We start from the raw sequence: 11,534 nt of genomic DNA, 5'->3' as shown, positions 1-11,534 counted from the left end.
GTCGTCAACATGGAATAAGGCATTCCCCGGATGCCCAAGGAATGCCTTGTTAATGAATGAATGTTTAGAGCCTGTAAATATCCGAATATTTCTCGCGCAAGTAATCCACCAAATAGTCGGGATTCAACTCCTCTCCGGTGACCTGCGTAATGATTTCCGTTGGCGTCAGGCTTTTGCCGTGACGGTAAATTTTGTCCGTTAGCCAGTCCTTGATCGGATGCAGATTTCCTTCCCGAATCAGGGCGTCCAGGTCCAAATCCTGCCGAAGCGTACGCATGATCTGCGCCGCGTACATATTGCCGAGCGCATAAGAAGGGAAATAACCGAAAGCGCCTCCGGACCAGTGCACGTCCTGAAGCACCCCTTCCCCATTGTGGGCCGGTACGACTCCAAGGTAGTCGCGGTATTTTTCGTTCCAGATCTCCGGCAGGTCAGCCACCTTCACGCTGCCGCTGAACAATGCCTTTTCAATTTCATAGCGAACCATAATATGCAGATTATATGTAAGCTCATCGGCCTCGATGCGGATCAGCGAAGGCTTCACTTCATTGGTAGCCCGGTAAAAGTCCTCCATAGCGACATGATCGAACTGTCCGGGGTAATTGTTCTGCAGCTTCCCGTAGTATTGGGTCCAGAAAGGACGGCTCCGGCCGATCATATTTTCCCAGAAGCGGGACTGCGACTCATGTATGCCCATCGATGTGCCGGTGCACAGAGGCGTGCCGATCAGATCCGGCGAAATGTTCTGTTCGTACAGTGCATGCCCGCCCTCATGGATCGTACCGAACAATGCACTGTTCACATCGTCGGGCAAATACCGGGTCGTAATCCGCACATCGCCCGGATTCAGACCGGTAGCAAACGGATGGACGGTTTCGTCCAGTCTTCCGGCCTCAAAATCATAGCCCATTTGCTCAAGGATATACAGGCTGAACCGCTTTTGCTTTTCCTTATCAAACTCCTGTTTTAAAAAGGACGTATCCGGTTTATGCGGCGAAGACTGAATGGCGGTAAGCAGCGGCACAACCTTCTCACGGAGCGCGCCGAATACCTGATCGAGCTTCTCCACCGTCATGCCCGGCTCATACATATCCAGCAGCGTGTTATACTTATGTCCCTTGTAACCCCATAAATCGATAAACTCCAGATTCATATCCACAATTTTTTCCAGATAAGGCTGGAAGCCCGCAAAGTCCGCCTGTTCTTTAGCTGCTTCCCATGCCGCTTCCGACTGGGAAGTGAGCACAACGTATTCCTGATAGCGTTTGGGAGGAATTTTTTTACTGCGGTCGTACTCCTTCCGGCATTCGCTGACGATCTTCCTATATAAGGGATCCAGCCGGTCGTTCACCTCAGGGGAAGCAAAATAGTCCAGAAACGCTCCCATTTCATCCGACACCGACATTTTGAACAGCTCGCCGGAAAGCTCGCCTACCACCTCGGAGCGCGTCGCAATCCCTTTTCTCGGCGCTCCCGTGCGCATATCCCAATAGATGAGTCCTACGGCTTCCTCGTAGCTTTTCATCTTTTTTAAATAGTGCTTGAAGTCGTTCAACTTTGTTTCAAAGCTTGATGTCGTCACTCGGCATGCCCCTTTCCTTTATCGGTATATCTTGATCATACTTCCTCTTGAAAACAGAAGCAAATTTCTCCAAAATGGGGTATGATAGATAGAGGAGGAGAGTGAACACCATGCATATTACTTTTACCGAAGAGGCCGCTAGGGAGATTGATTCAAAGTTGAGCGCCGCTGCCGGCGGCAAGCTGAAGCTGGTCTATGACGCGGAAGGCTGCGGCTGCGCGGTCAGCGGCGTGCCGACGTTATGGATTACGGACAAGCCCGACAGCAACGATTTCACGGTTCAGGACGAGCCTTACCCTCTGCTGATGGATCGCAAGCATGAAGTCTTTTTCGAGGAGCGCATGACCATAGATTACAAAAAGAGCGGTCATTGCTTCGTATTGACAAGCGGCGGCCAAATTTACAATGCCCACATGCGGCTTTTGGACAAAAGATAATATAAAGAGCAAAGAAAACTGGATCATAGATTTGACCTATTGGGGAGGACTAGAGATGTCTATATTATCCGATATTATCGAACACAATCAGGCATTCGTGGAGGCCAAAGCGTACGAGCAGTTTAAAACCACCAAATTTCCCGATAAAAAAATGGTCATCCTGACCTGTATGGATACACGTCTTACCGAGCTGCTGCCCAAAGCGATGAACCTGCGCAACGGAGATGCCAAAATTATCAAGAATGCCGGGGCGATCGTCTCCCATCCGTTCGGAAGTATTATGCGGAGCATCATTGTGGCGGTTTATGAGCTCAATGCCAAGGAGGTCTTTGTTGTCGGCCACTACGAGTGCGGCATGACCGGACTGAATGCGAAAGATGTACTGAACAAAGCCCGCAGCCGCGGCGTAACGAGCGAGCTGATCGATACGCTGCAGAATGCGGGTATCAATCTTGACGGTTTTCTGACCGGCTTCGATTACGTGCACGACGGTGTCGTCAACAGCGTAAAGCTGATCAGAAACCATCCGCTGCTGCCCAAAGATTTGCCCGTGCACGGCTTAATCATCCATCCGGAAACGGGCCGCCTGGACATCATCTCCAACGGATATGAGGCCATCGGCTGAACGTATCCATGGACTAAACGAAATCATCGCGGAGCTGCCGATATGCGTTATCGGCCTTCACTGCGATGATTTTTTTATTTCAGCTTCTCCATCATCCGTCTCCCGCTTCAACCGCTGCTTCCGCTTGAGCTGTTTCTGAAGCTCCCGCTCCGCCACGACCGTGCTGCGGTCACGCAAGGTATGCTTATGAATCAGAAACGCATCGTTCATATCCGTTGGCTGTCCCCATACTTTGCCGGTGCGGGCGCAAGCCTGACCGCATAAGGTTATCAGTGTCTCGTCCTTCAAGGGGATGTCCGGATCCGAGTAGATGAAGCTCTCCGGATCCATGCATTCCTGCAAACGAGCCTGAAGGCGCTCCCTGAACTTCTCTCCATCGATGCCAAGTCGTTCCAGCCGTTCCTTGTCTAGCCGCTGGATGGCGCTGGTTAGCATTTTGACCGCTCCGGACAGATTGCCCCGTCTTTGATGGTAAAGCGAAACAGCCACCTGAATCAGGCCGACATACGCTTCGCTGTTCGGGTCTTCCGGATGCTCCTTCCAATATTCTTCCAGCACTTCGTGACATTCGAAAAAATCCCGCTCGGCATGAAAATGAAACAAATAGTCGATATAAGCTTTCGGGTATAAGTTCATCGGCATTCATCCTTTGGACGTTCATCAGATTTTAATTTTATTTTAACCTTTTCGTTTAAAATGTGAAACCATCGTCAACATTGATCGTAGTACATCTTGAAAATACTATATATACTGGAGGATGCTCATGATGTGGAAGAAAAAATTGTCTATGATTCTGTTGGCTAGCGTGGTCGCTTTATCGTTTACAACGGTCACCCTGCCTGATCAGGCGGACGCCAAAAGATCATACAGCTCTTCGAAGAAAAGCTTCAGCCCAAGCTCGGGATCGACAACTCAAACGCCAAACAATAATATCAATCGAAACCAATCGACGACGTCCAACCAACAGGCTGGTACTGCGGCAACGCAAAAACCCGGATTTTTCGGCGGCGGTTTGATGAAAGGCTTGATGATCGGCGGTCTGGCAGGCATGCTGTTCGGCGGCTTGTTCGGCGGTATGGGCTTCCTTGGCGAAATGCTCGGCATGATGGTCAACCTGCTTGCGATCGCGGCACTGGTTCTCATCGTGTTCCGTCTTATCGCATTCTTTAAGGACCGCAAAAAAGAAAAACTCAACGAAGAACCGAAGCGTTTGTAATGTACAAAACTCTGTTCAAAAGAGGTTAGCGCGCTAATGAGACTTTCGGAACAAGATATCATCAATGCCATTTGCCTGAATATTGCTGAACGCAAGCAAATTCAGCCCACGCAGGTTGAAGTGGAGCTCATGTGGGATGAGGATTTGGGCTTCTCGGCGGAAGTGCATGCGGAAGGACGCAGCCAAATTCTGATTGCCGCCAATATGCTGGAAGCGATCGAACGGTATCTGCTGAAGGAGTACAACATGCGGGTGTTCCGCGATCAAATCCAGCTTAACCTGGAAGACGAAATCGTTGCAGACATCGTACAATAACGGCAGCAGCCCCAGCCCCCTGTCAAGAAAATCTTGGCAGGGGGCTTTCGTTTATTTCACAATCTATTTTATCTATGAAAATACCCTATTCATTTCCAACGCAACTTATCACCCTCTTTTTACGTTTAATAGAGTAGACTTACTAGAAAGAGGTTGATCTATGTTGAAGCGCAAGGCATTGTTGTCCTTGTCGGTCTTGACCCTGTTCTTTTCTTCCACTGGCTCCGTAATGGCCGCAGACAAAACGACCAAGTATCGTGTCTATCAGGATAACCGCATCATACTGGAGACATCGGATTATAAATCTGCTGAAAATTACGCCAAAAACTATCATCGGAGCCATGTCGAGGACATCGCCACACGTCAATGGCTTTGGGATAGTTATCCCCGCTACAAGGTTTACCAGCACGGCTACAGCTCAACCGCCTGGGAATTTGCCACGCGGGATGCGGCGATAAGGGAAGCCGCCAAATGGGGATTCTCCAGTGTGCGCGATTTGCAATCGGGCGGTTGGATTTGGAATAACTATCCGAAGTACCGTGTGTACCAAGGCGAAATCACGCTGGACCATTGGAAGTTTCAAACCTTGGCCGAAGCCATGGCCGAAGCCAAGAAATGGGCCAATTCCTACATCGTCGATTTGGATACAAACCGCTGGGTATGGGATAACGTAACGGAAAGCAGAAAATCGGAGCTTCGCCGTTCCGGAAAGAAGATATATCAGGTCTACCAAGGTACATACACCACAGATAGCTGGAAGTTTGCATACCTTGGCGATGCGGTGAACGAATCGCTGAAATGGTCTAATTCTATCATTCGCAATGCGGAAAACGGTAAAGTCGTCTATTCCAACGTGAAACCTTACAAAGTATATCAGTACGATAACTTTCTTCAATCGTTTCTCAGCTTGAATGATGCGATCAATTATGCCAAGCTTTACGATCACACCAAAATCATGAACGACAATGCGCCGGCCGTGGGCGGCAAATCCGGTCCTATTTGGAATAATTATCCTTATTATCAAGTGTACCAAAACGATAAATGGATTGCCGATTTCTCTACGATACCTGCCGCTTTACGGTATGCCAAAGGCTATGCCAATGCTTCGATCCGCACTTACAGCGACGGAATAAGCATTTGGGATAACCTGCGCAAGCTGCAGTTCTGGGGTTGGAACGGCACCTCCAGCGATGCGACGATTCGCGCTCATGTCAACAACACTTCAGGGCTTGATGTCGTTTCGCCGACCTATTTCCAACTCGCGGACCCTACGGGGAACATCACGGATTCCTCGAACAAAGAAACCGTAGCTTGGCTCAAACGGCAGGGATATACCGTATATCCCCTTGTCGCAAACCAGTTCGATTCGGCGCTGACGACTCAGTTTTTGGCTAAGCCGGAGGCCCGCACCAAATTTATCAACGACCTGGTCAGCAAAGCGGTTGCTCTTGGCGCAGACGGGCTTAATATCGACTTTGAGAATCTGGCTGGTTCCGACAGAGACCGCTTCACCGCGTTTATGCAGGAACTGACGCAAAAAGCACGTGCACAGAAGCTCATCATCTCGGTCGACCTGCCGCGCGGCAGCCTCAGCTGGAATGATAAAACGGCTTTCGATCACGAGAAGCTCGCAGGCATCGTTGATTACATCATTACGATGACCTACGATCATCATTGGAAGGGCAGCACCGAGCCAGGTTCGGTCGCAGGTCTTTCTTGGGTGGAGGAAGGCGTGAAGGAGTTTTTGTCCTACGGAATTCCAAGGGACAAGCTGATTATGGGGATTCCCTTCTACGTTCGGGAATGGCAGGTGGATTCCTCGGGCAAGCTGGTCAGCAACCGGGCCTTGTTCATGAAGGACCTGTCCAAGCTGATTGCCGAGAAGAAGGCGTCGATGACTTGGGACAGCCGGTTTAACCAATACAAGGTGGAGTACAAGCAGGACGGCTTCACCAACGTATTTTGGCTTGAAAATGAAGAATCGGTCAAAGCCCGTCTTGCCATTGCCAAGAAGTATGATCTGGGCGGTGTAGCTGCATGGCGATTAGGCTACGAGCCTCGTGAACTCTGGAATGCCATGATACAAGAAAAATAAAATGATAAAAACGGACAACGTTTCCTCGTAAGGAACGGTTGTCCGTTTTTTCGATGTGCCGAAATCCGGTGACCGCCTGCTCAACTAATTCCGGTAGGAGCTTATGTAACGATAGCCGGAGATTGCGGTGCGCTTATCTCTGATGATCAGAAAAGCCGTCGAGATGCAGAAAAGCCCCGCCAAATATCCCGCGGCAATATCGGTTATGTAATGAACGCCAAAATAGACCCGGCTGTATCCGACTCCGAGAATCATCAGTGCTCCGGCACTAAGCCATATCGAAGGCCCGGACGAAGCATCGGCCGCCATATTCGCTTGGCCCCAAGCGTTCCAATCGGTTTACATCGTCTCGTAGTACCGACATCATGATCAAGGCAAATCCCATTGCGCTAACCAATGCAACCGCCACTGCCCATCTTTTTTTCTAATCAAGCCTATGACCTCTCCTTTGGTTTAGATTGCCATTTCTCTTAGAAATCGTACCGGAATCTATCAGGTTCGGTCAACCCCTGGTTACAGGATTTCCCGCATTCAGGGGCCTGAACATAAATAAGGCCGAGGAAATTTGATCCCTCGGCCTTGCAAGAACTCTTTATAAATTTAGCAGCTCCCGCAGCTCTTCAAGATCGCTTACCGGAGACCGGCATGCGTAATTTTCACACACATAGACCGTTGCCCGTCCACCTAGCGGCAGTTTATCCTGCACGAGCGGGATCAAACGTCCGGTCTCTTCAGCAACGGCCGGATCGGACGTTCGAAGAATTGTCAGCGCGTTCGGGAGGAATGACTGCCGCACCTCCCGGATCATCGCTTGGGTATCGTCCTTTACCGGATCTCCGGCGATCACGATTTCCGTCGGCGCTCCATACGCAAAGTCTACTGCCATCAGAAACAACGCATGACCTGAAGGATAGCGCTCCACCGATCCGGCGAAGGCTTTCAACTGCTGCTCTGCTTTTTGCGCCAATGCCGCATTGTAGGTGTAGCGCGACAGCTTCTGCAGGTTTAGCGCGGCAGCCGAATTTCCCGACGGCATAGCGCCGTCGTAGATTTCCTTCGGTCGCGTGAAGAGCTGTTCCCCGTCTTCTCCGTAAAAGAACAAGCCGCCCTTGGCTTCATCCCAGAACAACCGCAGCATCTCGTCATTCAGCTCTACCGCCTGACGGAGATAGTCTGGCTCAAACGTAGCCTCATAAAGCTCAATCAATCCCCATACCAGGAAGGCGTAATCGTCGGCATAGCCGAGATAAGCCGATTCTCCGTCACGGTAACGAGCTAAGAGCCTTCCATCCTCCCTGCGCAGCTTCGTCGATATGAAAGCGGCCGCTTTCTTTGCCGCATCGGCATACTCCGGGTTATCCAGCGCCTTGGCCGCTTTGGCCAAAGCCATGATCATCAGACCGTTCCAGGAGGTCAGAATCTTGTCGTCTTTATGCGGATGGATGCGCTGCTCACGGTGGGCAAAAAGCTTTTGACGGGAAGCCTCCAGCCGCTCTTTCAGCTCTGATTCGTCCAATTGCTTCAGGCGGGCCATGGTTTCTACCGTAGCGTGAATCAGGTTCGGGATGCTGTGCCCCTCGAAATTGCCGTCTTCCGTAATATCATAGACTTCGCAGTACAGCTCTCCCTCTTCCTCTCCGAGCACCTGCTTCACTTCTTGAGGAGACCAGACATAAAATTTCCCTTCCTCCCCTTCCGAATCCGCATCCTCCGCCGAGTAGAACCCGCCTTGGGGATCGGTCATATCCCTTAGCACATAAGCAATAATCTGCTCCGCCACGTCAGCGTACCACCGCTTTCCCGTCGCCTGATACGCTTCCACATACGTCATCGTCAGCAAAGCGTTATCGTACAGCATCTTTTCAAAATGCGGCACCAGCCACTTCTCGTCCGTAGAATACCGTGCAAAGCCATATCCGATATGATCGTACATGCCTCCGCGGAACATCGCATCAAGCGATTTCTCCACCATATGCAGCGCTTTCTCATTGCCCGTCCGTTTCCAATATCTTAGCAAAAATGATAAATTATGGCTCGTAGGGAACTTCGGCGCATCCCCAAACCCGCCGTAGCTTGCATCAAACATACGTTCATACATCTCGAACGCGCGATCCAGCAGCTTCTCCGATAAATCCCCCTCCAGATTGGCGATCAGCCGCTTCTGCGTCTCCTCCACAACCTGCTCGCCGATCTCGATCACCTTGTCCTGATTCTCCTTCCACTTCCCGGCGATTTGCGGTAAAATATCCATCAACCCATGACGCCCATATCTGCGGGCCTTGGGGAAATACGTTCCGGCAAAAAACGGCTTCTTCTCCGGAGTCATGATGATCGTCAGCGGCCATCCCCCCTGTCCGGTCATCGCTTGACAAACGGACATGTACAGATGATCGACATCCGGACGCTCTTCCCGGTCCACCTTGATCGAAACATAGTCGCGGTTCAGCAGCTCCGCCACTTCTTCATCCTCGAACGATTCTCTTTCCATAACGTGACACCAATGACAGGTGGAATAGCCGATGCTCAGAAACACCGGCTTGTTTTCTTTTTTCGCCCGGTCGAAAGCTTCTTTTCCCCACGGATACCAGTCTACGGGGTTGTAAGCGTGCTGCAGCAAATAGGGAGATTTTTCGTTGGCCAGTCGGTTGGGTTTATGCTTTGTTGTCAAGAAGCATCGCCTCCTTGTTCCATTGGTTATTTTTGTTATTTGAAGCTTAGCATATTCTGCAGTAAAAAGAAAAACCCATGTTTAAAAAGCAAACAATCGCACAAAACGGAGCATTGTCGCATAATAAGGACGTGAATAATAGTCTTCTGCCGACTGGAATGATTCCAGCATGAGATGAGGCACAATGAAAACCGTTGTGCTTCCACCAATGAAAATAGCCGCTCTTCCTTCGAGCAAACGTGCGGCAACCACATCAGGCCTTTCGGTATTGGAGATTGTCGGGAAAATGGAGAACGGAGCATCCTCAATAAATTCTTCGATATATCCGGTTTCCAATATGCCATCGGTATGAATGCGCTGCAATCGTTGCTTGACTTCCCGTACAAGTCCCGGCGAGGCAATCCCGTCAATATAAGTAAGCGATAGCTACTTCCGTTTGCGACATTTCTCCCAAGGTCATTTGCTGAATGTGCAGCTTGGGGTGATGGATTTTACGACGCAGCATCGACGTATTTGTACGGAGTGTTTCCACAAATCCTTCTCTGGGGCCTCGCACGGTGGTTTCGGTAACCGGTTCATCAATGCTCCGCATTTCCCATGCCCGGGCACCCGGAACATAAACGTAGTCTAAACCGTCAACAAACAAAATAGGATCCCCCTGCATCAGCAAGGCGATACCTTTTTTCATCGATCTCTCTTTTTTTATACTGCTCATGTTAAGGACGTTTTTTTCAACATAAGTCAGCAGTTCTGTTCCTTTGATTTCTTGAAAATCAAGATTCATCAAGGGTTTAAGAACATTTTCGTTTACCGTGGTTTTTTCGTATAAGCCGTCAATAGCGACTAAAATAGCTTGGATCTTCTTGCTTCTTGCCGATCGAAAAAGAACGAAACACGATGTCCGAGCTTTCTTGAAATAATTCTTGCATCTAGGAAACAAGTGAAAATGATTGCTCGGGGAATGAAGCCCAATGAATAGGATACACAAAGGGGGCAGGCGGATTGTTCATCCGCCTCTTTCATCAAAATAGACTTAAAACGTCCATTAAGGCCATTATTCCGAATTTTACCCTTCGTGCTTTGTTATTCTCCTATTCGTTACCGTTAATTTATATATTTTACTGATCACAGGCAAGCAAAGAATAAGAATGGTCAAGATCATAAAAGTTAAAGATAACGGTCTTGTAAAGAAAATCGTCATATCGTTTTTGGAGATTAAAAGAGATTGCCTTAAGTTTGTTTCGATCATCTTGCCAAGGACAACAGCCAGAACGAAAGGCGTTAGCGGAAAGTCAAACTTTTTCATGAAATAGCCCAAGAGCCCGAATATCATCATTAAACCTATATCAAAAAAGCTGTTTGACAACGTATAAACACCGATAAAGCAAAGAGCGGCGATCAAAGGAATCAGGTACGGCTGCGCTTTCTTTATAAGAATAGCAAAAGCAGGTACGAAAGCTGTGTTTAAAATGAATAACAATACGTTCGCAAACACTAAACCCGCAATGACTGCCCAAACAAGATCTCCTGATTTTTGAAGCATTAACGGTCCCGGTTGTAAACCGAACATGACCAATGCGCCTAACAAAACAGCGGTTGTACCCGAACCCGGAATTCCCAAGCTGAACAGCGGGATTAGCGCCCCCCCAACGGAAGCATTATTTGCGGATTCCGGAGCACTTACGCCTTGTTCGGCACCTTTTCCAAATTCTTCAGGAGTTTTGGACAATTTCTTTTCTAAATTATAGCTTAAAAACGTCGCAATCGTAGCGCCGGCGCCAGGTAAAATCCCAACCAAAAAACCGATGATAGAGCCTCTCGCGATACTCCATTTGTTCCTTAATATTTGCTTCACGGTCGGAAACAGTTCTCTAAAAGGAATCTTCCCTTTGTATTCTTCCGATTTTTTCGCCTTCTCCTCGATTAAAATCAACACCTCTGAGAGACCAAAAATACCGATCGCCACAACAACAAAGTCGATACCGTCCATAAGCTCGAAAAATCCGAATGTCAAACGGTTAATACCTTGAATGGAATCGGAGCCGATCATGGAAATTAATAATCCTAATCCCATGGCGATCAGACCTTTGATTAATTTTTTGTCGCCCAGACCGCTTGTGGCAATTAATGCAAATAACATGAGCGCGAAATATTCAGGGGAGCCAAAAACATATGCCCATTTGGCCACATACGGCGTTAAAAATATCAATCCGATAAAACCGATCATCCCGCCGATAAATGATCCAATCGCACTTAATGCCAGCGCAATGCCGGGCTTGCCTTTTTTGGTCAATTGGTAACCGTCCAAAGTCGTTACTGCCGACGAGGCATCGCCCGGTACATTAATTAAAATGGAAGTAAGGCTTCCTCCATACATCGATCCCTGGTAAATGCTCATGAGGAGCGTTAGTGCGTTGAGCTCGCCGATGGTGAAGCTTAGAGGCAGAAGCAGGGCTACTCCAGCCGTTGGACCAAGCCCGGGGAGCGCGCCAACCAATGTTCCGATAATTACCCCGAGAACGCACCAAAAAATAACCTGTGGGTCCAATATATTCATAAAACCTTGCAGTAATAGTTGTAATTCCATTCACTTCAC

The 11,534-nt window shown here is 49.0% G+C and carries 12 protein-coding genes; 5 read left to right on the top strand and 7 right to left on the bottom strand.

The features are described 5' to 3' along the window. Nucleotides 1-64: 64 nt before the first annotated feature. Entirely contained in the window at nucleotides 65-1,582 is a 1,518-nt protein-coding gene (locus tag BLT35_RS01725; RefSeq protein WP_062408756.1) for a carboxypeptidase M32, read from the bottom strand. A gap of 110 nt (nucleotides 1,583-1,692) precedes the next feature. Between BLT35_RS01725 and BLT35_RS01720 the strand changes: the two genes are divergently transcribed. Both BLT35_RS01720 and BLT35_RS01715 read left to right on the top strand, forming a co-directional pair. Beyond that, on the top strand, nucleotides 1,693-2,019 hold the full coding sequence (locus tag BLT35_RS01720; RefSeq protein ID WP_062408757.1) for an iron-sulfur cluster biosynthesis family protein: 327 nt from the start codon (nucleotides 1,693-1,695) through the stop codon (nucleotides 2,017-2,019). A 55-nt stretch (nucleotides 2,020-2,074) separates the two neighbouring features. Beyond that, the gene (locus BLT35_RS01715; RefSeq protein ID WP_054819917.1) at nucleotides 2,075-2,644 is read left to right on the top strand and encodes a beta-class carbonic anhydrase; all 570 of its coding nucleotides are present in this window, start codon (nucleotides 2,075-2,077) and stop codon (nucleotides 2,642-2,644) included. Between the two features lie 57 nt (nucleotides 2,645-2,701). Here BLT35_RS01715 and BLT35_RS01710 read toward each other — a convergent pair whose 3' ends face one another. After that, nucleotides 2,702-3,280: a DUF309 domain-containing protein gene (locus tag BLT35_RS01710; RefSeq protein ID WP_062408758.1), complete on the bottom strand. Its 579-nt coding sequence runs from the start codon at nucleotides 3,278-3,280 to the stop codon at nucleotides 2,702-2,704. 127 nt (nucleotides 3,281-3,407) lie between these two features. Between BLT35_RS01710 and BLT35_RS01705 the strand changes: the two genes are divergently transcribed. The 3 genes from BLT35_RS01705 (at nucleotide 3,408) to BLT35_RS01695 (ending at nucleotide 6,270) form a co-directional block, all read left to right on the top strand. Beyond that, the gene (locus tag BLT35_RS01705; protein WP_307722558.1) at nucleotides 3,408-3,860 is read left to right on the top strand and encodes a hypothetical protein; all 453 of its coding nucleotides are present in this window, start codon (nucleotides 3,408-3,410) and stop codon (nucleotides 3,858-3,860) included. A 36-nt stretch (nucleotides 3,861-3,896) separates the two neighbouring features. Further along, the gene (locus tag BLT35_RS01700; protein WP_054819911.1) at nucleotides 3,897-4,175 is read left to right on the top strand and encodes a YxcD family protein; all 279 of its coding nucleotides are present in this window, start codon (nucleotides 3,897-3,899) and stop codon (nucleotides 4,173-4,175) included. A gap of 160 nt (nucleotides 4,176-4,335) precedes the next feature. Beyond that, complete coding sequence (locus BLT35_RS01695) at nucleotides 4,336-6,270, top strand: glycosyl hydrolase family 18 protein (RefSeq protein ID WP_249929449.1); 1,935 nt, start codon at nucleotides 4,336-4,338, stop codon at nucleotides 6,268-6,270. An 84-nt stretch (nucleotides 6,271-6,354) separates the two neighbouring features. Here the strand turns inward: BLT35_RS01695 and BLT35_RS26150 are convergent, their stop codons facing one another. The 5 genes from BLT35_RS26150 to BLT35_RS01670 form a co-directional block, all read right to left on the bottom strand. Further along, the gene (locus tag BLT35_RS26150; RefSeq protein ID WP_062408760.1) at nucleotides 6,355-6,579 is read right to left on the bottom strand and encodes a phosphatase PAP2 family protein; all 225 of its coding nucleotides are present in this window, start codon (nucleotides 6,577-6,579) and stop codon (nucleotides 6,355-6,357) included. A gap of 283 nt (nucleotides 6,580-6,862) precedes the next feature. Next, nucleotides 6,863-8,938, bottom strand: a complete 2,076-nt coding sequence (locus BLT35_RS01685; RefSeq protein WP_074726863.1) for a thioredoxin domain-containing protein — start codon at nucleotides 8,936-8,938, stop codon at nucleotides 6,863-6,865. Between the two features lie 81 nt (nucleotides 8,939-9,019). After that, the gene (locus BLT35_RS01680; protein ID WP_074726862.1) at nucleotides 9,020-9,301 is read right to left on the bottom strand and encodes a spore germination protein; all 282 of its coding nucleotides are present in this window, start codon (nucleotides 9,299-9,301) and stop codon (nucleotides 9,020-9,022) included. Between the two features lie 43 nt (nucleotides 9,302-9,344). Beyond that, a complete protein-coding gene (locus BLT35_RS01675) occupies nucleotides 9,345-9,878 on the bottom strand; it encodes a spore germination protein (protein WP_175471901.1) in 534 nt (177 codons plus the stop codon). Between the two features lie 126 nt (nucleotides 9,879-10,004). Further along, on the bottom strand, nucleotides 10,005-11,525 hold the full coding sequence (locus tag BLT35_RS01670; RefSeq protein WP_074726860.1) for a tripartite tricarboxylate transporter permease: 1,521 nt from the start codon (nucleotides 11,523-11,525) through the stop codon (nucleotides 10,005-10,007). Nucleotides 11,526-11,534 lie beyond the last annotated feature (9 nt).

The organism is Paenibacillus naphthalenovorans, assembly GCF_900099895.1.
Classification (GTDB): Bacteria; Bacillota; Bacilli; order Paenibacillales; family NBRC-103111; genus Paenibacillus_G; species Paenibacillus_G naphthalenovorans.
Note: the sequence above shows the minus strand (reverse complement) of the source record. Positions and strands in the feature narration are given on the sequence as shown.

Bases quoted from the DNA above. Each gene is read 5' to 3' on its own strand.
- BLT35_RS26150 (WP_062408760.1), bottom strand. From the start codon at position 6,579: ATGGCGGCCGATGCTTCGTCCGGGCCTTCGATATGGCTTAGTGCCGGA.
- BLT35_RS01700 (WP_054819911.1), top strand. From the start codon at position 3,897: ATGAGACTTTCGGAACAAGATATCATCAATGCCATTTGCCTGAATATT.
- BLT35_RS01710 (WP_062408758.1), bottom strand. From the start codon at position 3,280: ATGAACTTATACCCGAAAGCTTATATCGACTATTTGTTTCATTTTCAT.
- BLT35_RS01670 (WP_074726860.1), bottom strand. From the start codon at position 11,525: ATGGAATTACAACTATTACTGCAAGGTTTTATGAATATATTGGACCCA.
- BLT35_RS01695 (WP_249929449.1), top strand. From the start codon at position 4,336: ATGTTGAAGCGCAAGGCATTGTTGTCCTTGTCGGTCTTGACCCTGTTC.
- BLT35_RS01705 (WP_307722558.1), top strand. From the start codon at position 3,408: ATGATGTGGAAGAAAAAATTGTCTATGATTCTGTTGGCTAGCGTGGTC.
- BLT35_RS01720 (WP_062408757.1), top strand. From the start codon at position 1,693: ATGCATATTACTTTTACCGAAGAGGCCGCTAGGGAGATTGATTCAAAG.
- BLT35_RS01715 (WP_054819917.1), top strand. From the start codon at position 2,075: ATGTCTATATTATCCGATATTATCGAACACAATCAGGCATTCGTGGAG.